The sequence below is a fragment of the Thermomonas sp. S9 genome (assembly GCF_024704365.1).
Taxonomy (GTDB): Bacteria; Pseudomonadota; Gammaproteobacteria; order Xanthomonadales; family Xanthomonadaceae; genus Thermomonas.
Genome location: NZ_JAJDFY010000001.1, coordinates 1249437 through 1271925, shown reverse-complemented (window position 1 = coordinate 1271925; position 22489 = coordinate 1249437). Strand labels below are relative to the sequence as shown.

Annotated in this window: 20 protein-coding genes and 2 pseudogenes; 14 read left to right on the top strand and 8 right to left on the bottom strand. The window is 69.2% G+C overall.

Features of this window, described 5'->3' with window-relative positions; all coding sequences use genetic code 11:
- The first annotated feature begins 60 nt into the window (after positions 1-60).
- The 9 genes from LJB71_RS06325 to LJB71_RS06285 all read left to right on the top strand — a co-directional run bounded on the left by LJB71_RS06325 (position 61) and on the right by LJB71_RS06285 (position 7257).
- Positions 61-654, top strand: coding sequence for a cysteine dioxygenase family protein (locus tag LJB71_RS06325; RefSeq protein ID WP_259303511.1), 594 nt, complete (start codon positions 61-63; stop codon positions 652-654).
- A gap of 160 nt (positions 655-814) precedes the next feature.
- Positions 815-1966 carry a glycosyltransferase family 1 protein gene (locus LJB71_RS06320; RefSeq protein ID WP_259303510.1) on the top strand — a complete coding sequence of 384 codons (1152 nt, stop codon included), beginning with the start codon at positions 815-817 and terminating at the stop codon, positions 1964-1966.
- A complete protein-coding gene (locus LJB71_RS06315) occupies positions 1944-2507 on the top strand; it encodes a phosphatase PAP2 family protein (protein ID WP_310649400.1) in 564 nt (187 codons plus the stop codon). Before LJB71_RS06320 ends, LJB71_RS06315 begins: the two co-directional genes overlap by 23 nt.
- Before the next feature lie 42 nt (positions 2508-2549).
- Complete coding sequence (locus LJB71_RS06310; RefSeq protein WP_259303508.1) at positions 2550-3335, top strand: SDR family oxidoreductase; 786 nt, start codon at positions 2550-2552, stop codon at positions 3333-3335.
- Between the two features lie 4 nt (positions 3336-3339).
- The gene (gene nei, locus LJB71_RS06305) at positions 3340-4161 is read left to right on the top strand and encodes an endonuclease VIII (protein WP_259303507.1); all 822 of its coding nucleotides are present in this window, start codon (positions 3340-3342) and stop codon (positions 4159-4161) included.
- A gap of 9 nt (positions 4162-4170) precedes the next feature.
- The gene (locus tag LJB71_RS06300; RefSeq protein WP_259303506.1) at positions 4171-5622 is read left to right on the top strand and encodes an aldehyde dehydrogenase; all 1452 of its coding nucleotides are present in this window, start codon (positions 4171-4173) and stop codon (positions 5620-5622) included.
- Positions 5619-6284 carry a carbonate dehydratase gene (gene can / locus LJB71_RS06295; RefSeq protein ID WP_259303505.1) on the top strand — a complete coding sequence of 222 codons (666 nt, stop codon included), beginning with the start codon at positions 5619-5621 and terminating at the stop codon, positions 6282-6284. The genes LJB71_RS06300 and can overlap by 4 nt, the downstream gene beginning before the upstream one ends.
- Complete coding sequence (locus LJB71_RS06290; RefSeq protein ID WP_259303504.1) at positions 6281-6706, top strand: RidA family protein; 426 nt, start codon at positions 6281-6283, stop codon at positions 6704-6706. The genes can and LJB71_RS06290 overlap by 4 nt, the downstream gene beginning before the upstream one ends.
- Before the next feature lie 5 nt (positions 6707-6711).
- Positions 6712-7257: a 3-hydroxyanthranilate 3,4-dioxygenase gene (locus tag LJB71_RS06285; RefSeq protein ID WP_259303503.1), complete on the top strand. Its 546-nt coding sequence runs from the start codon at positions 6712-6714 to the stop codon at positions 7255-7257.
- A gap of 97 nt (positions 7258-7354) precedes the next feature.
- Here LJB71_RS06285 and pnp read toward each other — a convergent pair whose 3' ends face one another.
- From pnp to ffh, 8 genes and pseudogenes are all read right to left on the bottom strand, one after another.
- Complete coding sequence (pnp, locus tag LJB71_RS06280) at positions 7355-9460, bottom strand: polyribonucleotide nucleotidyltransferase (protein ID WP_259303502.1); 2106 nt, start codon at positions 9458-9460, stop codon at positions 7355-7357.
- A gap of 155 nt (positions 9461-9615) precedes the next feature.
- Positions 9616-9876 (bottom strand): 30S ribosomal protein S15, encoded by a 261-nt coding sequence (gene rpsO / locus LJB71_RS06275; RefSeq protein WP_259303501.1) that lies wholly within the window; start codon positions 9874-9876, stop codon positions 9616-9618.
- Positions 9877-10011: 135 nt separating this feature from the next.
- Positions 10012-11021 (bottom strand): annotated as a pseudogene (gene truB / locus LJB71_RS06270) (tRNA pseudouridine(55) synthase TruB).
- The gene (gene rbfA / locus LJB71_RS06265; protein WP_259303500.1) at positions 11005-11376 is read right to left on the bottom strand and encodes a 30S ribosome-binding factor RbfA; all 372 of its coding nucleotides are present in this window, start codon (positions 11374-11376) and stop codon (positions 11005-11007) included. The pseudogene truB and the gene rbfA overlap by 17 nt, the downstream one beginning before the upstream one ends.
- Positions 11377-11392: 16 nt before the next feature.
- Positions 11393-13993, bottom strand: a complete 2601-nt coding sequence (gene infB / locus LJB71_RS06260) for a translation initiation factor IF-2 (protein WP_259303499.1) — start codon at positions 13991-13993, stop codon at positions 11393-11395.
- 99 nt (positions 13994-14092) lie between these two features.
- The gene (gene nusA / locus LJB71_RS06255) at positions 14093-15580 is read right to left on the bottom strand and encodes a transcription termination factor NusA (protein WP_259303498.1); all 1488 of its coding nucleotides are present in this window, start codon (positions 15578-15580) and stop codon (positions 14093-14095) included.
- Between the two features lie 6 nt (positions 15581-15586).
- A pseudogene (gene rimP, locus LJB71_RS06250) lies at positions 15587-16199 on the bottom strand (ribosome maturation factor RimP).
- Positions 16200-16551: 352 nt separating this feature from the next.
- Positions 16552-17919, bottom strand: a complete 1368-nt coding sequence (ffh, locus tag LJB71_RS06245; protein ID WP_259303497.1) for a signal recognition particle protein — start codon at positions 17917-17919, stop codon at positions 16552-16554.
- 127 nt (positions 17920-18046) lie between these two features.
- Here ffh and modA point away from each other — a divergent pair, with 127 nt between their 5' ends.
- From modA to LJB71_RS06220, 5 genes are all read left to right on the top strand, one after another.
- Positions 18047-18826 carry a molybdate ABC transporter substrate-binding protein gene (modA, locus tag LJB71_RS06240; protein WP_259303496.1) on the top strand — a complete coding sequence of 260 codons (780 nt, stop codon included), beginning with the start codon at positions 18047-18049 and terminating at the stop codon, positions 18824-18826.
- A 5-nt stretch (positions 18827-18831) separates the two neighbouring features.
- Positions 18832-19521, top strand: a complete 690-nt coding sequence (gene modB, locus LJB71_RS06235; RefSeq protein WP_259303495.1) for a molybdate ABC transporter permease subunit — start codon at positions 18832-18834, stop codon at positions 19519-19521.
- Positions 19522-19543: 22 nt separating this feature from the next.
- Positions 19544-20608 (top strand): molybdenum ABC transporter ATP-binding protein, encoded by a 1065-nt coding sequence (gene modC / locus LJB71_RS06230; RefSeq protein ID WP_259303494.1) that lies wholly within the window; start codon positions 19544-19546, stop codon positions 20606-20608.
- Positions 20609-20737: 129 nt separating this feature from the next.
- Positions 20738-21802 (top strand): tellurite resistance/C4-dicarboxylate transporter family protein, encoded by a 1065-nt coding sequence (locus LJB71_RS06225; RefSeq protein WP_259303493.1) that lies wholly within the window; start codon positions 20738-20740, stop codon positions 21800-21802.
- A 78-nt stretch (positions 21803-21880) separates the two neighbouring features.
- Positions 21881-22408 carry a molybdopterin-dependent oxidoreductase gene (locus LJB71_RS06220; RefSeq protein ID WP_259303492.1) on the top strand — a complete coding sequence of 176 codons (528 nt, stop codon included), beginning with the start codon at positions 21881-21883 and terminating at the stop codon, positions 22406-22408.
- Positions 22409-22489: the final 81 nt, after the last annotated feature.

Below are 22489 nucleotides of genomic sequence, written 5' to 3'. Positions count from 1 at the left end.
GCATATCCGACATACCGAAATGCCATCGGGTGATCATGTACGCCCGGCTGCAGTACACTCGTGACGGTGAACGCCCTGCCCGCCACCACCTTCCCCGGAAGCGACCGCTTCTACGCCCTGCTGGACGCCGCCGTGGCGCTGGGCGAGCCGGAGGCCACCACCGATGCCCTGCGCGCGGCGCTGGAATCCCTGATCCGCGACCCGGCGGTGCAACTGCCCGAAGTGGTACGCACGCCGGTCGCCGGCCACTACGCCCGGCGCGAGCTGTACCGCAGCCCGGTCCACGGCTACAGCGTGGTCGCGATGACCTGGGGCCCGGGCCAGGACACCCCGCTGCACGACCACGACGGCCGCTGGTGCGTGGAAGGCGTATGGCAGGGCGAGCTGGACATCATCCGCTACGAACTGCTGGAAACCGACGGCGAACGCGCCCGCTTCCGCACCGCCGGAACGCTGCGCGCCGGCTCTGGCAGCGCGGGCAGCCTGATTCCACCGCACGAGCACCACGTGCTGCGCAATTCGCATGACGACGCGGTCGCCGTGTCGGTGCACGTCTACCAGGCGCCGCTGGTGCGCTGTGCCCGGTTCCGCCACGACGGGGACGACTGGTACGTGCGCGAGCAGTGCTGCCTGACCGTCGATCCCGGCAACTGAGGCTGGCAGGCTGCCACCGCGGCCCGTGCCCGATCCGGCGCGTGGACGTGCTGCCGAATCGACATCCGAACCCGCGTCACTTCGGCTTCATCTGCCCGACACGCGGCCGTCATGGCGCATGACCACGCTAGAGCGCACCGGCCACCGGGAAAGACCGGCCATGCGCTACAGCCTCGTCACCGAGACCTATCCGCCGGAAGTGAACGGCGTGGCGCTGACCGTGCAGGGGCTGGAGCAGGGACTGCGCGGACGCGGGCATGCGCTGACGCTGGTGCGCCCGCGCCAGCCGGACGACGGGCTGCAGCGGCCGGATACCCTGCTGGTGCGCGGCGCCGCGCTTCCGCGCTATCCCGGCTTGCGCTTCGGCCTGCCGGCCACCCGCGCGCTCATGCGGCACTGGCAGGCCGAGCGGCCGGATGCGATCTACGTCGCGACCGAAGGCCCGCTGGGCTGGTCGGCGCTGCGCGCGGCGCGCCGGCTGGGCATTCCTGCCGCCACCGGCTTCCATACCCGCTTCGACGACTACGTGCGCAGCTACGGCGCGCCCTGGCTGCAGGGCACCGCGCTGCGCTGGATGCGGCGTTTCCACAACGGTGCGCAGGCCACGCTGGTGCCGACGCGCGAGTTGCAGACCTTCCTGCGCGAGGCCGGTTTCCACAATGTCGTGCGGCTGCCGCGCGCGGTGGACACCCAGGCCTTCCACCCCGGCCACCGCGATCCGGCGCTGCGGGCCGGATGGGGATTGGACGCAAACGCCCTGGCGGTGATCTACGTCGGCCGCATCGCCCCGGAAAAGAACCTGCCGCTGGCGGTGCGCGCCTTCCGCGAACTGCAGCGGATCCGCCCGGACGCCCGCTTCGTGTGGGTGGGCGATGGCCCGGCACGCGAGGCGTTGCAGCGCGAGCATCCGGATTTCGTGTTCTGCGGCGTGCAGAGGGGGGACGCACTGGCGCGCCACTTCGCCAGCGGCGATCTGTTCCTGTTCCCCAGCCGCAGCGAAACCTTCGGCAACGTCACCCTGGAATCGCTGGCCAGCGGGGTGCCGCTGGTGGCTTTCGACTATGGTGCCACCCGCGAGCTGGTGCGCGATGGCGTGCACGGCGCGGCGGTGGCCTGCGACGACGACACCGGCTTCATCGCGGCCACCTTGCGGCTGGGCGCCAACGACGCCCTACGCGAAGCGATGCGCGATGCCTGCCGCGAGGCAGTGGCGGCACTGCGCCCGGCGCGGGTCGCCGAGGATTTCGATCGCCTGCTGCACTCCATGGCCAACTCCGGGAGTCCTGCGCATGCCGCGGCCCATGTCTCCTGAGCGCCTGCTGGCGGCCGAACACCGCTGGTGCCTGCACGCCAATGCGCTGTGCGCGCGGCGCTGGCCCCTGCACTATTTCGCCGCGGTCAGCCGCCTGGGCGATGGCCTGTTCTGGTACGCGCTGATGGCGGCGCTGGTGGTGGTGGACGGGCTGGACGGGCTGCGCGCCTCGCTGCACCTGGCGGCCACCGGCGCGGTCGCACTGCTGCTGTACAAACGCCTGAAGCGCTGGACCCGACGCCCGCGGCCGTTCGCCCGCGACGGCCGCATCCGCGCCTGGGTGGCGCCGCTGGACGAGTTCAGCTTCCCCTCCGGGCACACCCTGCATGCGGTGGCCTTCAGCGTGGTGGCGGTGGCGTACTATCCGGCACTGGCCTGGCTGCTGGTGCCGTTCGCCGCCAGCGTGGCGGCCTCGCGGGTGGTGCTGGGCCTGCACTACCCCAGCGATGTGCTGGCGGCGACCGCCATCGGCGGCACGCTGGCCAGCGCCTCGCTGTGGCTGGCGGCGGGCCTGGGTGGCATGGTCGGCGGCATGGCCTGACCCCGGCACGCCGTACAATCGGGCCCTGCCCTGGGAGCCCGCATGCAGCTCGATCTCACCGGAAAACACGCGCTGGTCTGCGGCGCCTCGCAAGGCATCGGCCGCGCCACCGCGCTGGAACTGGCCGGCCTCGGCGCCAGCGTCACCGTGCTGGCGCGGCGCGAGGATGCCCTGCGTGAAGTCGTCAGCCGCCTGCCGCGCACGCCCGGACAGGCACACGCCCTGCTGGCCGCCGACCTGGCCGATGCCGAGGCCCTGCGCGCTGCGGTGGACGCCCTGGCTGCGCGCACGCCGGTCCACATCCTGATCAACAACACCGGCGGCCCGCCGGGCGGCCCCGCGCACGCCGCGCCTGCCGCGGCCTACCTCGCGGCCTTCCAGCAGCACCTCATCGCCGCGCAGACGCTGGTGCAGGCGCTGCTGCCGGGCATGCGCGCGGCGCACTGGGGCCGTATCGTCAACGTGATTTCGACCTCGGTGTACGAACCGATCCCCAACCTCGGCGTGTCCAATACCGTGCGCGGCGCGATGGCCAGCTGGGCCAAAACCCTGTCGAAGGAACTCGGCGGCGACGGCATCAGCGTGAACAACGTGCTGCCCGGCTACACCCGCACGCGCCGGCTGGAGCAGATCCTGGCCGAGCGCAGCGCCGCCAGCGGCAAGACCGAAGACGATGTGGCGCAGGCGATGCTGGCCAGCGTTCCCGCCGGCCGCTTCGCGGCGCCGGACGAAGTGGCCGCGGTGATCGCCTTCCTGTGCAGCCCCGCCGCCGCCTACGTCAACGGCCAATCCATCGCGGTGGACGGCGGCCGCATGCAGTCGATCTGAGCGCATGCCCGAAGGCCCCGAGATCCGCCGCGCCGCCGACCGCCTGGCCGCTGCTGTAGCCGGGCAGGTGCTGGTGCGCGCGGACTTCGCGTTCCCGGTGCTGAAGCGCTTCGAACGCACGCTGCCGGGCAGCCGGATCCTGTCGATCACCCCGCGCGGCAAGGCGCTGCTGACCGCGTTCGACAACGGCTGGACGCTGTACACCCACAACCAGCTCTACGGCGTGTGGCGCGTGGCCGCCCCGGGCGAGCGCCCGGCGACATCCCGCCGCCTGCGCGTCGCGCTGGAAACCCGGCGCGCGTCGATCCTGCTCTATTCCGCCTCCGACGTCGAACTCTGGCGCAGCGACGCGATCGAAGCGCATCCGTTCCTGCAGCGGCTCGGCCCGGACGTGCTGGACCCGAGCCTGGAGGCCGCCAGCGTGGCCGCGCGGCTTGAGGCGCCGGCGTTCCGCGGCCGTGCGCTGGGCGCGCTGCTGCTGGACCAGCGCTTCCTCGCCGGGATGGGCAACTATCTGCGCGCAGAAGTGCTGTTCGACGCGGGCCTGCACCCCGCCCTGCGCCCGCGCGATCTGGACGACGCGCAGACCGCGCGGCTGGCCGAGGCACTGCTGGCGATCCCGCGCCGGAGCTATGCCACCCGCGGCATCGAACCCACCCGCGGCATGCGCGCCGACTACCTCGCGCGCGAGGGCGAGGCCTTCCGTTTCCGCGTGTTCCAGCGCGAAGGCGAGCCCTGCGAGCGCTGCGGCACGCCGATCGCACGCATCGCCAGCCAGTCGCGGCCGCTGTTCCTGTGCCCACGCTGCCAGCCGCGCCGCTGGTAAACTTGGCACATGCCACGCTTCGGACACGTGATCGGCGCCGCCTGCGGCGAAGCGACCAGCACGCGCTGGATGCCGGTGTTCGATCCCGCCCACGCGCACCCGTATGCGGAGGTCGCCGCCGGTGACGCCGCCAGCGTCGAGGCCGCGGTGGCCGCCGCCACCGCCGCCGCGCCGGGCTGGGCCGCACTGCGCAGCAGCGAACGCGCGCGCCATCTGGAGCGGCTGGCGGACGCACTGGAAGCGCGGCTGGACGCCTTCGCCCGCGCCGAGGCGATCGACGCCGGCAAGCCGCTGGCGCTGGCGCGCGACATCGAAATCCCGCGCGCCATCTCCAACCTGCGCTTCTTCGCGCACGCGGCCACCCAGTTCGCCAGCGAATCGCACCACGGCGAGGCCGGCCTGAACTACACCCTGCGCCTGCCGCTGGGCGTGGTGGGCTGCATCAGCCCGTGGAACCTGCCGCTGTACCTGTTCACCTGGAAGATCGCGCCGGCGCTGGCCGCCGGCAATGCGGTGGTCGCCAAGCCCTCCGAGATCACCCCCGCCACCGCGACGCTGCTGGGCGAACTGGCGCTGGAGACCGGCCTGCCGCCAGGCGTGCTCAACATCGTGCACGGCCCCGGCGCGGACGTGGGCGAGCCGCTGGTGTCACACCCGCAGGTCAAGGCGGTCTCGTTCACCGGCAGCACCGCGGTGGGCCGCCGCATCGCCGGGATCGCCGGGCCGCAGCTGAAGAAGGTCTCGCTGGAACTGGGTGGCAAGAACGCCACCGTGGTCTTCGCCGACAGCGACTGGCGCGCGCAGCTCGACACCCTGGTGCGCAGCGCGTTCCAGAACAGCGGGCAGATCTGCCTGTGTGGCTCGCGGCTGCTGGTCGAGCGCGCGATCTACCCCGAGTTCCGCGACGCCTTCGTCGAACGCGCCCGCGCGCTGCGCATCGGCGGCCCGCTGGAGGACGGTGCGCAGCTGGGGCCGATGGTGTCGCAGGCGCATTTCGACAAGGTGATGAATGCGATCGCACGCGCGCGCAGCGAAGGCGGCCGCGTGCTGTGCGGCGGCGCGGCGGTGGCGCGCGAGGGCTGGTTCATCGCGCCGACCGTGATCGACGGCCTGGGCCCGGACTGCGCCAGCAACCGCGAGGAGATCTTCGGCCCGGTGGCCACGCTGCAAGCCTTCGATTCGGACGACGACGCGCTGATGCTGGCCAACGCCTGCGACTACGGCCTGTCCGCCAGCGTGTGGACGCGCGACCTGGCCCGCGCGCACCGCTTCGGCGCGCAGCTGCGGGTCGGGATCGTGTGGATCAACGGCTGGCTGCTGCGCGACCTGCGCACGCCGTTCGGCGGCACCGGCCACTCTGGCCTTGGCCGCGAAGGCGGGCTGGAGGCGATGCGGTTCTTCACCGAGCCGCGCAATGTCTGCATTGCACTCCCCACGTTCACTCGACCCGAGCATTCATGAAAACCAGCCTCGATACCCTGCTGCGCAACAACCAGGCGTGGGCCGACCGCGTCACCCGGGAAGACCCCACCTTCTTCGACCGCCTCTCGCGCCAGCAGAGTCCGGAATACCTGTGGATCGGCTGCTCCGACTCGCGGGTGCCGGCCAACCAGGTGGTGGACCTGCTGCCGGGCGAGGTGTTCGTCCACCGCAACATCGCCAACGTGGTCGTGCACACCGACCTGAACTGCCTGTCGGTGCTGCAATTCTCGGTGGACGTGCTGAAGGTGAAGCACATCCTGGTGGTGGGCCACTACGGCTGCGGCGGCGTCGGCGCCGCGCTGCACGGCACCCGGCTGGGGCTGGCCGACAACTGGATCCGCCATGTCGGCGACGTGGCGCTGAAGCATGCCGCGCTGCTGGACGGCCTGCCCGACGACCAGCGCCACGACGCGCTGTGCGAGCTGAACGCGATCGAGCAGGCGGCGAACGTGTGCCAGACCACGGTGATCGCCGATGCCTGGGCGCGCGGCCAGCCGCTGGCCGTGCATGAGCTGGTGTACAGCCTGGCCGACGGCCGCGTGCGCCAGCTGGGCATGGACGTGGAGTCCGCCGAGGCGCTGGAACAGGTGCAGGCCGCGGCGATCGCCGGGGTCGGCCGGCGCCGCCGGGGCCGCGCGTGAACACCGGCATTCACGCCAGCCAGGCGCCGCAAGCGGTGGGCCACTACCCGCACGCGCGCCGGGCGGGCGGACTGCTGTTCCTGTCCGGCATCGGCCCGCGCGATCCCGCCACCAACGCGGTCCCCGGCAACCGCCATGATGACGCAGGCCGCCTGGTCGGCTACGACATCGAGGCGCAGGCGCGCGCGGTGTTCGCCAACGTGCGCGCGGTGCTGGAGGCCAGCGGCGCGCGCTGGGAAGACCTGGTGGACGTGACGGTCTATCTCACCGACATGGCGCGCGATTTCACGGCCTACAACGCCGTGTGGGCCGAGTATTTCCCCGACCCCGCGCTGGCGCCCTGCCGCACCACGCTGGGCATCACCGCGCTGCCCACGCCGATCGCCATCGAACTCAAGTGCATCGCCCGGATCGAGGACTGAACGCCATGCTGCCCGCCGCCTTCAACCTGCACGCCTGGATCGAGGACCACCGCCACCTGCTGAAGCCGCCGGTGGGCAACAAGTGCATCGTGCAGGAGGACTTCATCGTGATGGTGGTCGGCGGCCCGAACGCGCGCACCGACTACCACTTCGAGGACGGCCCGGAGTGGTTCTACCAGCTGGAAGGCGAGATGGTGCTGCGCGTGCAGGAAGACTTCGACGGCGAGCACGGCCGCGTGCGCGACATTCCCATCCGCGCCGGCGAGGTGTTCTACCTGCCGCCGCGGGTGCCGCATTCGCCGCAGCGGATGCCGGACTCCGTGGGGCTGGTGATCGAACGCAAGCGCCTGCCGCACGAGGACGACGCGCTGATGTGGTTCTGCGTCAACTGCAACCACAAGCTCTACGCGGAGTTCTTCCACCTCGTCGATATCGAGCAGGATTTCTTCCGCGTGTTCGAGCGCTTCTACCGCGACGACCACCTGCGCACCTGCGCGCAGTGCGGCACGCTGAACCCGCGGCCGGGCCGCTACGAGTCGCCAGTCGAATAAGCCGCACCACGGCGCTGGGCCAGGCATCCGCCAGCGGACAGGGCAAAGAAAAAGCGGGCACTGCCCGCTTTTTCGTGTCCGGCGCGGGACGCGGCGATTACTCGCCGGTGCCCTCGCCTTCGGCGACAGCCTTGATCGACAGGCGGATGCGACCCTGCTTGTCCACTTCCAGCACCTTGACCTTCACCAGGTCGCCTTCCTTCAGCTTGTCGGAGACCTTCTCCACGCGCTCGCTGGAGATCTGCGAGACGTGCACCAGGCCGTCCTTGCCGGGGGCAATCGTCACGAATGCGCCGAAATCCATGATCTTGGCGACCTTGCCCTCGTAGATGCGGCCCGGCTCGACGTCCGAGGTGATCTGCTCGATACGCGCCTTGGCGGCCTGGCCGGCGGCGGCATTGACCGAGGCGATGGTGATGGTGCCGTCGTCCTGGATGTCGATCTGGGTGCCGGTTTCCTTGGTGATCGCCTGGATCACCGAGCCCCCCTTGCCGATCACCTCGCGGATCTTGTCCGGATGGATCTTCAGGGTGATCAGGCGCGGCGCGTAGTCGGACAGTTCCGGGCGCGGCGCGGTGATCGCCTTGGCCATCTCGCCGAGGATGTGCAGGCGGCCCTGCCTGGCCTGCGCCAGCGCGACCTTCATGATCTCCTCGGTGATGCCCTGGATCTTGATGTCCATCTGCAGCGCGGTGATGCCGTGCTCGCTGCCGGCCACCTTGAAGTCCATGTCGCCGAGGTGGTCCTCGTCGCCCAGGATGTCGGACAGCACCACGTACTTGTCCTCCTCCTTGACCAGGCCCATCGCGATGCCGGCGACCGGGCGCTTGATCGGCACGCCCGCGTCCATCAGCGCCAGTGAGGAGCCGCAGACCGAGGCCATCGACGAAGAGCCGTTCGACTCGGTGATCTCGGACACCACGCGGATGGTGTACGGGAACGCCTCCATGCCCGGCATCATCGCCAGCACGCCGCGCTTGGCCAGGCGGCCGTGGCCGATCTCGCGGCGCTTGGGCGCGCCGAAGCGGCCGGTCTCGCCCACCGAGTACGGCGGGAAGTTGTAGTGGAACAGGAAGTGTTCCTTCCACTCGCCGGCCACGTCGTCCATGATCTGGCCGTCGCGGGCGGTGCCGAGGGTGGTGACCACCAGCGCCTGGGTCTCGCCGCGGGTGAACAGCGCCGAGCCGTGCACGCGCGGCAGCACGCCGACCTTGCAGCTGATCGGGCGCACGTCATCCAGCTTGCGGCCGTCGATGCGGATCTTGGTGTCGAGCACCGAGCCGCGCATCGTCTGGTACTCCAGCTCGCCGAACTCCTTGGACAGCTCGGCGCTGCTCCAGCCTTCGGCCTCGGCGCGGCCAGCCAGCGCCTGCATCACGTCCTTCTTGATCGCGGCGATGGCATCGCGGCGCTGCAGCTTGTCGCGCACCTGGAAGGCCTGCGCCAACTGGTCGCCCACGGCCTCCTTCAGCGCGGCGATCATGGCGGCGTTCTTCTCCGGCGCCTGCCAGGTGGACGGCGGGGTGCCAGCCTCGGTCACCAGCTCGTTGATCGCGTTGATTGCCTTCTGCATCTCGCGATGACCAAGCATCACCGCGCCCAGCATCACGTCTTCGGACAGTTCCTTGGCCTCCGATTCCACCATCAGCACGGCGTTCGAGGTGCCGGCCACGACCAGTTCCAGGTCGCTGGCCTTGAGTTCGGACACCGAGGGGTTCAGCACGTACTGGCCGTTGATGTAGCCGATCTTGGCGGCGCCGATCGGGCCCTGGAACGGGCTGCCGCACAGCGACAGCGCGGCGGACGCGCCGATCAGCGCGGGGATGTCGCCCTCGACCTCGGGGTTCAGCGACAGCAGCTGGGCGATGATCTGGACTTCGTTCTTGTAGTCCTCCGGGAACAGCGGGCGGATCGGGCGGTCGATCAGGCGGCTGATCAGCGTTTCCTTCTCGGTCGGACGGCCTTCGCGCTTGAAGAAGCCGCCGGGAATACGGCCGCCAGCGTAGAACTTCTCCTGGTAGTCCACGGTCAGCGGGAAGAAATCCTGGCCTTCGCGTGCCGACTTGGCCGCCACTGCGGTCACCAGCACCTCGGTGCCGTCGACCTTCACCAGCACGGCGCCGCCGGCCTGACGTGCGATCTCGCCGGTCTCCAGGGTCACCTGGTGTTTGCCGTACTGGAAGGTTTTGCTGATCTTTGCCACTTGGGAATCCTTGATGTCTTGAACGTCGGCGCAGGCAAGCCCTGCTTGCTGCGCTGCATCGCGCAAGCGATGCGGGAATGCGGCCTGGCCGCGGCGGGTGGAACGGATACCGCACAACGAACCGCGGCGCATTCCTGCGCCGCGGTGGGGGTCGATCAGCGACGCAGACCGAGCTTGCCGATCAGCGCCTTGTAGCGCTCTGCATCCTTGCGGTGCAGGTAATCGAGCAGGCTGCGGCGGCGGTTGACCATCATCAGCAGGCCACGACGGCTGTGGTGGTCCTGCTTGTGGGTCTTGAAGTGCTCGGTGAGCTGCTCGATGCGCGCCGTGAGCAGGGCGACCTGGACTTCCGGCGAGCCGGTGTCGTTGTCGCCGCGCCTGTGCTCGCTGATGACTTTCTGGGTATCGATGGACATGATGGCCTCGTAGTCGCGTGGCCGGCAGGAACGGGCGGAAAACGCTCGCCCGCACCGCACGGCTCGCCGTGATGATGCGGAAAGGATGTTGGTGTGCCCCTTGGAGAGCGGCGGAAGTATAGCCCCCCGCGGGGGTCACGAGCAACGCAGGGCGTCCGCGTGGGCCTCGGCCGCGCCGGCGATGGCCGCCCAGCGGAACAGCCGGGTCGGGCGCAGGCCGCCCTCGGTATCCACCTCGCCCAGGCCCAGGCCGCGCCCCTGCTCGTCCAGGATCGCCACCTGCCGGCCACGCGGCGGGTACGGCCCGCGCAGGCCCTGCCCGCGGCCCAGCCGCTGCGCCTGCGCCGCGTTCACCCGGACCTCGGGCCAGGAGGCCATGCCGGCCTCGATCGGCAGCAGGCAGGCATCCAGCACGCGCTCGCCAGCCTGCTCGCGCAGCTGCTCCAGGCCTTCCAGCGTCCACATGCGCGGCTCGCGGAACGGATCCACCCACAGCCGCCGCAGCTCGGCCACGTGCGCGCCGCAGCCGAGCAATTCACCGAGGTCGCGGACCAGGCTGCGCACGTAGGTGCCGGAGCCGCACTCCACGTGCAGACGCAGCAGCGGTTCGCCGCCATCCAGCAGGTCGGCGGCGTTCAGCAGGTCGAAGGCGTGCACCTCGACTTCGCGCTCCTCCACCTCGATCGTTTCCCCCGGCGCGCCTTCGCGTACAGCGGTTCGCCGCCGCGCTTGAGCGCGGAATAGATCGGCGGGCGCTGGCGGATGCGCCCGGTCAGCCGGCGCAGGGCGGCGTCGATGGCGTCGATCGTGAGCACCGGCACCGGGCGCTCGCGCAGGGCCTGGCCTTCGGCGTCGTCGGTGTCGGTGGTGATGCCGAGGCGGGCCACGGTCTCGTAGGCCTTGCGCGCGCCCAGCAGGCCGCCGGCGATCTTGGTGGCCTCGCCGAAGCAGACCGGCAACAGGCCGGTGGCCAGCGGATCGAGGCTGCCGGTGTGCCCGCCCTTCTCGGCGCGGAACAGGTGGCGCACGCGCTGCAGGGCCTGGTTGGACGACAACCCCTGCGGCTTGTCCAGCAGCAGGATGCCGTCCAGGCGGCGGAACACGGTGCGCGGACGGCGCTCGCGCGGGTCAGTCGGCGTCGCCACTGCCGTTGACGTCGGGCAGGTCACGCAGCAGGTTGTCGATGCGCTCGCCGCGATCGACCGATTCGTCGTAATGGAAATGCAGCTCGGGCACGTGCCGCATCCGCACCGCGCGCGCCAGCTGGTGGCGGATCTCCGGCGCCAGCGCCTTCAGCGCCTTCAGCGTCTCCGCCGCGCGCTCGGGCTGGAGCACGGTGACGAACACCTTGGCATGCGCCATGTCGCGGGTCACCTCGACGTCGGACACGCTGGCCGAGGCGAGGCCGTGCTCGCGCACGAAGGCATGCACCAGCGTGCCCAGCTCGCGACGGAGCTGGGCGGAGACGCGGTCGGTACGGTGGAAGGATTTCTGCGCCATGGCGGGGACGCACGCCTTACAGCGTGCGCTGCACCTCGATCCGCTCGAAACACTCGATCTGGTCGCCCGGCTTGACGTCGTTGTACGCCTTCACGCCGATGCCGCACTCGGTGTTCACGCGCACCTCGTCCACGTTCTCCTTGAAGCGGCGCAGCGATTCCAGCTCGCCCTCGAAGATCACCGTGTTGTCGCGCAGCACGCGGATCGGCTTGGACTTCTTGACCACGCCCTCGACCACCATGCAGCCGGCGACCGCGCCGAACTTGGAACTGCGGAACACGTCGCGGACCTCGGCGATGCCGATGATCTCCTCGCGCACTTCCTTGCCCAGCACGTTGGAGGCGACCTGCTTCACCTGGTCGATCACGTCGTAGATGATCGAGAAATAGCGCAGGTCGACGCCATTGCCTTCGATCACCTTGCGCGCGGACGCGTCGGCGCGCACGTTGAAGCCGATCACGGTGGCCTTGGAGGTCACCGCCAGCTGGGCGTCGGACTCGGTGATGCCGCCCACGCCGGAGCCGATCACGTTGATCCGGATCTGGTCGTTGGACAGCCCGGTCAGCGCCTCGCGCAGGGCCTGCATGGTGCCGTGCACGTCGGCCTTCACCACCAGGTTGAGGGTCTGCTGGGTGCTGCCCTCGCCCATCTGCGCCATGATGTCCTCCATGCGGTTGCCCGCGGAGGCCACCAGCCGCAGCTCGCGGCGCTTGGTATCGCGCTGCTGGGCCACGTCCTTGGCCAGGCGCTCGTCGGCCACCACCACGAAGTCGTCGCCCGCCTCGGGCACCCCGGACAGGCCCAGGATCTGCACCGGGATCGACGGGCCGGCGCTGGGCACCTGGCTGCCGGTCTCGTCGAACAGCGCGCGCACGCGGCCGTACTGGATGCCGCACACCAGGTAGTCGCCCTTGGCCAGGCGGCCCTGCTGCACCAGCACGGTGGCGACCGGGCCACGGCCCTTGTCCAGCGCGGATTCGATCACCACGCCGGTGGCGCGGCCTTCCGGCACCGCCTGCAGGTCGAGCACCTCGGCCTGCAGTGAAATCGCGTCGAGCAGGTCGTCCACGCCAAGGCCGGTCTTGGCCGACAGCTCCACCATCTGCACATCGCCGCCGAACTCCTCGGCCACCACGTCGTGCGCCAGCAGGTCGTTCTTGACCCGCGACGGATCGGCGTCGGACTTGTCGATCTTGTTGATCGCCACGATCAGCGGCACCTTGGCGGCGCGCGCGTGCTGGATCGCCTCCACCGTCTGCGGCATCACGCCGTCGTCGGCCGCAACCACCAGGACCACGATGTCGGTCAGCCTGGCACCGCGCTGGCGCATCTGGGTGAACGCGGCGTGGCCGGGGGTGTCGAGGAAGCTGATCACGCCCTTCGGGGTGGTGACGTGGTAGGCGCCGATGTGCTGGGTGATGCCGCCCGCCTCGCCGCTGGCGACCTTGGTGCGGCGGATGTAGTCCAGCAGCGAGGTCTTGCCGTGGTCGACGTGGCCCATGATGGTGACCACCGGCGGCCGCGGGGCCTTGTCGCCCTGGGCCTGCTCGACGTGCGCCAGCAGCTCGGATTCGGCGTCGCCGGCATCGGCGTGCACCGCCTTGTGGCCCAGTTCCTCGGTCACCAGCACCGCGGTGTCGTGGTCGATGGTCTGGGTGATGGTGGCCATCACGCCCATCTTGAACAGTGCCTTGACCACCTCGCCGCCCTTCAGCGCCAGCTTCTGCGCCAGATCGCCGACGGTGATGGCATCGCCGATCGCGATTTCACGTACCACCGGCGCGGTGGGCTTGGTGAAGCCGCTGCCGGTGCGCGACTGGTCGAGACCGCGCTTGACCGGCTTCGCGCGCCCGCGCGAGACGCTGCTGCGACGGGCGCGGTCGGAGGCGGACAGATGCAACTGGCCGGCGAAGCGCGCGGTCGTCTCGTCGTCCTCGACGCCGGCCTGCATGACATGCGAGCCGCGGTGCGGTTTGGGTTTGTGCGTGGTGCCCTTGTCGGCTTCGCGCGCGGGTCCGGCCGGCTTCGGATGGCCGTGGCCATGCCCCTTCGCCTTGCCGCCCTCCTCCAGCGCCATCTCGGCGGCGGCCGCGGCTTCGGCGGCGGCGCGCTGCGCCTCCTCCTCCTGCTCGCGGCGGCGGATCTCGGCCAGCTCCTCGGCGCGCTGGCGGTCCTTCTCGGCCAGCGCCCGCTGCTCGGCGAGGTTGCGCGCGCGCGATTCCTCCAGCTTGCGCAGCGCATCGGCACGCTCGGCGTCCAGCTTCTCGTTCGCGCTCAGCAGGCGGCCTTCGCCCGGCTTGAGGGTGATCTTCTTGCGCGTCACCACCTCCACGGTGCTGGCACCACGTCCGGACTTGCCGCTGCCGCCGACGGTGATTTCCTGCTTGCGGCTGCGCTTCAAGGTGATCTTGCTGGGCGCGATGGCCTCGTCGGCCGGCTTGTCGGCCTTGCCGTGCGCACGGCGCAGAAAGCCGTGCAGCTTGAGTTTCTCGGCGCTGGTGATGACCTGGTCGGGACCGCTGAACTGCATGCCGGCCTCGGCCAGCTGCTCCAGCAGTTTCTCGACCGGGGTGTTCACCAGTTCGGCCAGCTTGCGGATGGTGGTTTGCTGCGACATTCGGTTTCCGGTGTCATTGGCCGCCGCGCGGACGGCCGGATGTGGCGATTGTAGGACGGGGCCGACCCCGCCGGTTGCCGGCGCCCGGGCCGGCGGCGCTTATTCGAACCAGTGCTTGCGCGCTTCCATGATCAACGCGGCGGCACGCTCCTTACCGATGCCCTCGATGCCTGCGATTTCATCGGTCGCCGCCTCGGCCAGGTCCTCGCGGGTGCGGATGCCGCGCTCGGCGAGGGCGTAAGCGGTGGCCTCGTCCATGCCCTCCAGCGAGAGCAGGTCCTCGTCCGGCTGGTTCTCTTCCAGAGTCTCCTCGGCGGCCAGCGCCTCGTTCAGCAGGGCGTCGCGGGCGCGCGAGCGCAGTTCCTCCACGATGTCCTCGTCGAAGCCCTCGACCGCCAGCAGCTCGGCCACCGGCACGTAGGCGACCTCCTCCACGGTGCCGAAGCCCTCGCTGACCAGGATGCCGGCGATCTCCTCGTCCACTTCCAGCTTGTCCATGAACAGCTGGCGCGCGGCAGCCTGCTCGGCCTCGGACTTGGCCTGCACCTGGTCGGCGGTCATCACGTTGAGCTGCCAGCCGGTCAGGCGGCTGGCCAGGCGCACGTTCTGGCCGCCGCGGCCGATCGCCTTGGCGAGGTTCTCCTCGGCCACGGCCAGGTCCATCGAGTGCTTGTCCTCGTCCACGATGATCGACTGCACCTCGGCCGGGGCCATCGCGTTGATCACGAGCTGGGCGGGGTTGTCGCTCCACAGCACGATGTCTACGCGTTCGCCATTGAGCTCGTTGGTCACCGCCTGCACGCGCGAGCCGCGCATGCCGATGCAGGCGCCGATCGGATCGGTGCGATTGTCGTGCGCCAGCACCGCGATCTTGGCGCGGTCGCCGGGGTCGCGCGCGCAGGCCATGATCGAGACCAGGCCCTGGCCGACTTCCGGCACCTCGAGCTTGAACAGCTCCATCATGAATTCCGGCGCGGCGCGGCTGATGAACAGCTGCGGCCCGCGCGGCTCGCTGCGCACGTCGTACAGGTAGCCGCGCACGCGGTCGCCGGTGCGCAGCACGTCGCGCGGGATGCCCTTGTCCTTGGGGATGATCGCCTCGGCGTTGCCGCCCAGGTCCACGTACACGTTGCCGCGCTCCACGCGCTTGACCACGCCGGTCACCAGCTCGCCCACGCGGTCCTTCCACGCGTCCACCACCTGCTGGCGCTCGGCCTCGCGCACGCGCTGCACGATCACCTGCTTGGCGGCCTGCGCGGCGATGCGGCCGAACTCGGGGTTCTCGATCTGCTCTTCGATGTAATCGCCGACCTCGACGCCCTCGGCTTCCTCGATGGCGTCCATCAACCGCACCTGGCGGTCGGGCGACTCCATCACCACGTCATCGGCCACCACTTCCCAGCGGCGGAAGGTCTCGTAGCTGCCGTCCTTGGGGTCGATCTGCACGCGCACCAGCACGTCCTGGTCCACATAGCGCTTCTTCGCCGCCGATGCCAGCGCCGCCTCGATCGCCTCCAGGATCACCGATTCCGGCACGCCCTTCTCGGCAGCCACCGCATCAACGACCAGCAACAGTTCCTTGCTCATGCCCGCTTACTCCGCATCTGACGACCCGCTGGTCGCCGCCATGTTGGTTGGATGTGCCTTGCCCGCCTTGCCGGCGGCCTTCTTCTGCTTGCCCGGGCGCAGGTCGCGCCCCGATTTGTCCTGCGCCGGCGCCAGCCCCAGCGCCACCCAGTCGGGCACCAGTCGCGCCTTGTCGATGTTGGCCACGGGCACCGCGAATTCGGCGCCGTCCAGCGCGAACACGACGGTGTCGCCTTCGACCCGCAGGATGCCGCCCTGCAGCCGCCGGCGGCCATCCTGCGGCAGCTTCAGCGTGACCTTGGCCGACTCGCCGACGAAGCGCGCGAACTGCGCGGCGCCGAACAGCGGGCGGTCGATCCCCGGCGAGGACACCTCCGAGGGTGTAGTTGCCGCTGATCGGGTCTTCCACGTCCAGCTGCGCGGAGACCTCGCGGCTCACCGCCTCGCAATCCTCGATGCCCACCATGCGGCTGGCGGCCTCGGCGGCCGGCACGTCGATGTACAGGCGCAGCGTGGCGCCGCCCGGCGCGGGCAGGTATTCGATGCCGAGCAGTTCCAGCCCCATCGCGGCGACGGTGGGGGAAAGCAGCGCGGCGATGTCGTCGGCCTTGTCAGTCACGTCTTGCCTGTCGAAATCCTGGAAAAGCTGCCCTGGGATACCCCAGGAAACCCGTTGAATGAACGAACGAATGAATGGCTGAATGGCGAACCGGCCCGGGACACGAAACGCCCGGAAAAACGGACGCCCGGAAACGAAAAAAGGACCCGCAGGGCCCTTGTCCGATGACGCTGGAGTGCGGATGCCGCAGGCGGCGTCCGCGAGCCCGAGTCCGCTGCCGCATCCACGGCATCCAAACTGGTGGAGGGGCGGGCGCCGAACGCCCGGCACCGCACCCCATCGCGAGGCGGGCAAGATAGCCGGCAACGCCCCGGATTGCAAGCTTTCCGCCGCGCGCAGGCGACCGCGACGGTCAGCGCAGCGGCAGCCCGCCGCGCCCGCCCATCATCCCGGACAGACCGCGCAGCATGCCCTTCATGCCGCCGCGGCCCAGCTTGCCCATCATCTTTTCCATCTGCTGGTACTGCTTGAGCACCTTGTTCACGTCGGCCGGGGTCAGGCCGGCACCCCGCGCCACGCGTGCGCGGCGCGAGCCGTTGAGCAGGTCCGGGTTGCGGCGCTCTTTCTTGGTCATCGAATTGATGATCGCAATCATGCGCGGCACTTCCTTGCCGGTGACCTGCTGTTTGACGTGCTCCGGCAGCTGACCGATGCCCGGCAGCTTGTCCATCAGCCCGTGCAGGCCGCCCATCGCCTGCATCTGCTCGAGCTGGTCGCGCATGTCGTTGAGGTCGAATTTCTTGCCCTTGGCGACCTTCTCGGCGAGCTTCTGCGCCTTGTCCTTGTCGACCTGGGCCTCGACCTGCTCCACCAGCGACAGCACGTCGCCCATGTCGAGGATGCGGCCGGCGGCGCGGTCGGGGTGAAACACGTCCAGTCCGTCGGGCTTCTCGCCGGTGCCGACGAACTTGATCGGCCTGCCGGTGATGTAGCGCACCGACAGCGCCGCGCCGCCGCGGGCGTCGCCATCGGTCTTGGTCAGCACCACGCCGGTCAGCGGCAGCGCCTCACCGAAGTGCCTGGCGGTGACCGCGGCGTCCTGGCCGGTCATGGCGTCGACCACGAACAGGGTCTCGACCGGATTCACCGCAGCGTGCAGGGCCTTGATTTCGGCCATCATCGCATCATCGATGCTGGTGCGGCCGGCGGTGTCCACGATCAGCACGTCCACATACGAGCGGCGGGCCTCGTCGATCGCGGCCTTGACGATGGCCTCCGGCTTCTGCCCAGCATCGGACGGGAAGAACAGCGCGCCCACCTGCCCGGCCAGGGTCTGCAGCTGCTCGATCGCGGCCGGGCGGTACACGTCGGCCGAGACCACCATCACCTTCTTCTTGCGCTTGTCCTTCAGGTGCCTGGCCAGCTTGGCCACGGTCGTGGTCTTGCCGGCGCCCTGCAGACCGGCCATCAGGATCACCGCCGGCGGCTGCACGTTCAGGTTGAGATCGGTGGCCTGCGCGCCCATCACCGCGGCCAGTTCGTCGCGCACGATCTTGACCAGCACCTGGCCCGGCGTCAGCGAACGCATCACCTCCTGCCCGACCGCGCGCACCTTGATGCGCTGGACCAGCGCCTGCACCACCGGTAGCGCCACGTCCGCCTCCAGCAGCGCGATGCGCACCTCGCGCACAGCTTCGCTGATGTTGGATTCGGTCAGACGGCCGCGGCCACGCAGGCGCTCGATGGTGCCGGACAGGCGTTGGGTGAGGGATTCGAACACGCAGTGTGACCTTATCGTGGGGCGGGGGAAACGCGCTTTTGGGATTATAGCGGCTGCTTGATCCAGGTCACTCCGGCACAGCGGGCAACCCGATAAACTGTCGCGACCTCGACTCGGGATGCGGGACATGCCACGCCACTGGCTCACGGAACTGCTGTTGGTGTCGGCACTAGCAGCCTGCCTGCCGATGGCGGCGGTGGCGCAGCCGGCCAAGCCCCCCACCATGCAGGCGCGGATCGCGGTGGCCGCCAATTTTGCCGACGCTGCCCGCAAGCTGGCGGCGGACTACGCAAAACAGAGCGGGCAGAAGATCGAGATCAGCTCCGCATCCACCGGCAAGCTGTACGCGCAGATCGTCAGTGGCGCACCGTTCGACGCGCTGCTGTCGGCCGATGCGGAAACCCCTCGCAAGCTGGTGGACGCAGGGTTGGCCGATGCCAGTACGCTGCACGACTATGCCACTGGCCGGCTGGTGCTGTGGAGCCGCGATCCGGCCCGGGTGACAGACGGCGAGGCGCTGCTGCGCAAGGGTCCGATCGAGCGGCTCGCCATCGCCAATCCCGATCTTGCCCCTTACGGCGCTGCCGCCCGCGAAGTGTTACAGCATGTACGTCGCTGGGAGGAACTCAAACCACGATTGGTGATGGGGGAAAACATCAACCAAGCCAGCCAGTTCGTGATCACCGGCGCGGCCCCGCTTGGCCTGCTGCCGCGCTCACTTGCCATGGAAGCCAACCGCAAGCATCGGGGCTCTAGCTGGGAAATCCCGGCGGCGTGGCATGCCCCGATCGTGCAAAGCGCTGTCCTGCTCAAGCGTGGCGAACGCAATCCCGCAGCACGCGGCTTCCTTGTGTACTTGCGCAGCCCAGCCGCACAGAAACAGATCCGCAACTTCGGCTACGACTGACGCGCATGGATTTCACCAGCCACTCCACCTGGATTTCCGCCATTTGGGTGACGCTAAAGCTGGCGACGCTGACCACTCTGGCGCTACTGGTTCTGGGCACCCCTCTGGCCTGGTGGCTGGCATTTACCCGATCACGCTGGCGGATACCCATCGGCGCAATGGTGTCTTTGCCTATGGTACTGCCACCGACAGTGCTGGGCTTTTATCTGTTGCTGGGGATGGCCCCAGATGGCCCAATCGGCCAGCTCACCAATGCTTTTGGACTCGCCTCGATCGCGTTCACCTTCAACGGCCTGCTATTAGCCTCGGTACTGTATTCACTGCCATTCGCGGTGCATCCGTTGCAGGCCGGCTTCGCCGCCATTCCAACGGCAGCACTGGAAGCTGCGGCTACCCTGCGTGCCTCACCACTCGATCGCTTCCTGACCGTGATATTGCCGCTATCGCGCCCGGCCTTGATTACCGCCACGCTGTTCAGCTTCGCTCACACTGTGGGCGAGTTCGGCGTGGTGCTAATGGTAGGCGGCAACATCGACGGTGAGACGCGGGTGCTGTCGGTATTGCTGTACGACCAGGTGGAGGCAATGGCCTATCCCGAGGCACATGTATTGGCGGCAGGGCTGCTGCTGTTCTCTTTCATGCTACTGCTGATCATGCAATGGCTTGGCCAACGCCTGGCGGTGTCCAGTGTCTGAGCATGCACCGGTTGACCGGTCGATGCGCGGAAACATTCACATCGCACTGCGAGTGGCGCACGGCGGTTTCCGGCTAGATGTGGACTTGGTACTGCCTAGTCGCGGCGTCACCGTCGTATTCGGCCCCTCCGGCAGCGGCAAGAGCACCCTGCTGCGTGCCATCGCCGGGCTGGAGCCGAACGCCGTTGGCGAAGTGCGCATCGGAAGTGAAATCTGGCAGGATGCGCGCCGCCAACTTCCGGCCCATCGGCGCGCCACCGGCGTAGTGTTCCAGCACACGGCACTGCTGCCGCATCTGAGCGTGGAGGGCAACCTGCGCTACGGTTGGAAGCGCGCCGGCGCGCCGCACGCCCTTCTGGATGACTGGATCGAACGATTGGCGCTGGCGCCGCTGCTGGCACGCCGTCCCGACACGTTGTCCGGCGGCGAACGCCAACGGGTGGCGCTGGCGCGCGCACTCGTCTGCAATCCCCATTGGCTGCTGCTGGATGAACCGCTGAGCGCGCTGGACGGCGAGCGCCGCGCGGAGATCCTGCCGTATCTGGAAGCGGTACGGCGCGAGTCCGGTATTCCCATCCTCTACGTCACCCACGCGATGGATGAAGCAGCGCGGCTGGCGGATCACCTGGTGCTGATGGACACTGGCAAGGTGGTTGCCGCTGGCCCCGCGCTCGACGTACTCAACCGCACCGACCTGCCGCTGGCACTACGCGAGGATGCTGGAGTGGTGCTGGAAGCGCGGGTAGACGCAGCCGATGCGCACGGCCTGCTCACCCTGCAGACCCGCGCCGGCGCCCTGCATGCGCATGGCCCCGCGTACGCGCCGGGTACATTGCTGCGGCTGCGCGTGCAGGCCCGCGATGTCAGCCTGGCCCTGCAACGCCATGCGGATTCCAGCCTTCTGAATCTGTTGCCGGCAACACTACTCGGCCTCGATCCGCAACCCTGTGGGCAGGTACTGGCGCGGCTGGATGCCTCCGGCGTTCCTCTGCTGGCGCGCATCTCGCACCGTTCGGTGGAACGGCTGGAACTGCGGCCCGGCATGGCGCTATGGGCGCAGGTGAAAGCGGTCGCCCTGCTGGTATAAGCGGCGACATCCACACGCCCCCGAATTGATCCCGATCAAACAGCCTGCACGCCCCCGCCACTAATCTCGATCAGCCTCCCCACGGCGCCGGCCCACCGCCTCAACTCGCCGCGGGAGAACTGAACCGCCATGCCTGCCCTGCTCCAACGCGTCCGCGCCTCCACCGAGAACCTGTCGCCGGGCTATTTCAGCATGGTGATGGCCACCGGCATCCTGTCGCTGGCCGCGCACATGCTGCATGTCCCGGTACTGCCCATCGTGCTGCTGGCGCTGAACTGGTGCCTGTTCGTGGTGATCGGCGCACTGGCGCTGGCGCACCTGTACTGGCATCCGCGGCGGGTGCTGGACGACCTGTTCAGCCACCTCAACGCGCCGGGTTTCTTCACCTTCGTCGCCGCCTGCTCGGTGCTGGGCAGCCAGAGCCTGCTGATCGGCGGCAGCCTGCGGGTGGCGGCCGCGCTCGGCGTCGCCGGCCTGCTGGCCTGGGTGGCCTTCACCTACACCATCTTTACCGTGCTCACGGTCAAGCGTGACAAGCCCGAGCTGGCCCGCGGCATCAATGGTGGCTGGCTGCTGGCGGTGGTGGCAACGCAATCGATGGCGGTTCTGGCCGCGCTGATCGCACCGGACGCAACGCAGCCGCTGCGGCTGGAACTGAACTTCTTTGCGCTGTCGATGTGGCTGTGGGGCGGGATGCTCTACATCTGGATGATGTCCCTGATCTTCTACCGCTACACCTTCTTCACGTTCTCGCCGGCCGACCTGTCGCCGCCGTACTGGATCAACATGGGCGCGATGGCCATCTCGACGCTGGCCGGATCGCTGCTGATCCTCAATACGCCGCATGCACCGTTCCTGCGCTCGATGCTGCCCTTCATCAAGGGCTTTACGGTGTTCTACTGGGCCACCGGTACCTGGTGGATCCCGATGCTGGTGGTGCTGGCGATCTGGCGGCACGGCGTGCGCCGCTTCCCCTTCAGCTATGACCCGATGTACTGGGGCGCGGTGTTCCCGCTGGGCATGTATGCGGCCAGCACGCTGCGGATGATGGAAGCGCTGCAACTGCCCTTCCTCGGGCGACTGCCGCACGCGGCGTTCACCGTCGGCATGGCGGCGTGGACGCTGCTGTTCGCCGGTCAACTGCGGGCGTTGCACCGGCAGTGGCGGACAGCGCCGCAAACACCGGCGGATTGATTCCGATCAAATCGCGGCAGCATGGCCATTGCTACCCTGCGTCTCGCTATGTACTTGACTACATATTGAGGATATCCAATGAAACCCCCTGCTCTCCTGCTCGCCCTGCTGCTAGCCCCGGCGCTCTCCGCCACGCCCGCCGCGCATCCGATGGCAGGCACGCCCAGCCACTCCGTCCGCATCACCGGCGCGGTGAAGGCGCCGGCCGAGTTCGACGTGGCCGCGCTCAAGAAGCTGCTGCCGCGCAACAGCGGCCCGGTGGACGTGGTCTGCGCCTCCGGGGCCGTGGTCGGCAAGGTGGAGAACTTCCGCGGCGTGCGCCTCACCGATGTGCTCGACCGCGTCGGCATCGACCTGAAGGAGCACAAGGACGACCGCCGCATGGTGATCGTGGCGCGCGCCACCGACGGCTACGTGGTCACCTTCTCGTGGAGCGAGCTGTACAACACGCCGATCGGCAGGGACGTGCTGGTGGCGTGGGAAAAGGACGGCAAGCCGCTGGACGCGCATGAAGGCCAGCTGCTGCTGATCTCCGGCCAGGACATCAAGACCGGCCCGCGCCACGTGCGCTGGCTGAGCGAGATTGAAATCGTCCGCATGAAGTGACGCCCCGCGCGGCGGGCGGCGCAGGCCGCTTCGCCGCCCCGGCCGCACACAACCCGCACGCACGCCCCGTCGTCCGGACGC

Bases quoted from the DNA above. Each gene is read 5' to 3' on its own strand.
- LJB71_RS06320 (WP_259303510.1), top strand. From the start codon at position 815: ATGCGCTACAGCCTCGTCACCGAGACCTATCCGCCGGAAGTGAACGGC.
- LJB71_RS06315 (WP_310649400.1), top strand. From the start codon at position 1,944: ATGCCGCGGCCCATGTCTCCTGAGCGCCTGCTGGCGGCCGAACACCGC.
- LJB71_RS06310 (WP_259303508.1), top strand. From the start codon at position 2,550: ATGCAGCTCGATCTCACCGGAAAACACGCGCTGGTCTGCGGCGCCTCG.
- nei (WP_259303507.1), top strand. From the start codon at position 3,340: ATGCCCGAAGGCCCCGAGATCCGCCGCGCCGCCGACCGCCTGGCCGCT.
- LJB71_RS06300 (WP_259303506.1), top strand. From the start codon at position 4,171: ATGCCACGCTTCGGACACGTGATCGGCGCCGCCTGCGGCGAAGCGACC.
- can (WP_259303505.1), top strand. From the start codon at position 5,619: ATGAAAACCAGCCTCGATACCCTGCTGCGCAACAACCAGGCGTGGGCC.
- LJB71_RS06285 (WP_259303503.1), top strand. From the start codon at position 6,712: ATGCTGCCCGCCGCCTTCAACCTGCACGCCTGGATCGAGGACCACCGC.
- rpsO (WP_259303501.1), bottom strand. From the start codon at position 9,876: ATGTCCATCGATACCCAGAAAGTCATCAGCGAGCACAGGCGCGGCGAC.
- rbfA (WP_259303500.1), bottom strand. From the start codon at position 11,376: ATGGCGCAGAAATCCTTCCACCGTACCGACCGCGTCTCCGCCCAGCTC.
- infB (WP_259303499.1), bottom strand. From the start codon at position 13,993: ATGTCGCAGCAAACCACCATCCGCAAGCTGGCCGAACTGGTGAACACC.
- nusA (WP_259303498.1), bottom strand. From the start codon at position 15,580: ATGAGCAAGGAACTGTTGCTGGTCGTTGATGCGGTGGCTGCCGAGAAG.
- modA (WP_259303496.1), top strand. From the start codon at position 18,047: ATGCCACGCCACTGGCTCACGGAACTGCTGTTGGTGTCGGCACTAGCA.
- modB (WP_259303495.1), top strand. From the start codon at position 18,832: ATGGATTTCACCAGCCACTCCACCTGGATTTCCGCCATTTGGGTGACG.
- modC (WP_259303494.1), top strand. From the start codon at position 19,544: ATGCGCGGAAACATTCACATCGCACTGCGAGTGGCGCACGGCGGTTTC.
- LJB71_RS06225 (WP_259303493.1), top strand. From the start codon at position 20,738: ATGCCTGCCCTGCTCCAACGCGTCCGCGCCTCCACCGAGAACCTGTCG.
- LJB71_RS06220 (WP_259303492.1), top strand. From the start codon at position 21,881: ATGAAACCCCCTGCTCTCCTGCTCGCCCTGCTGCTAGCCCCGGCGCTC.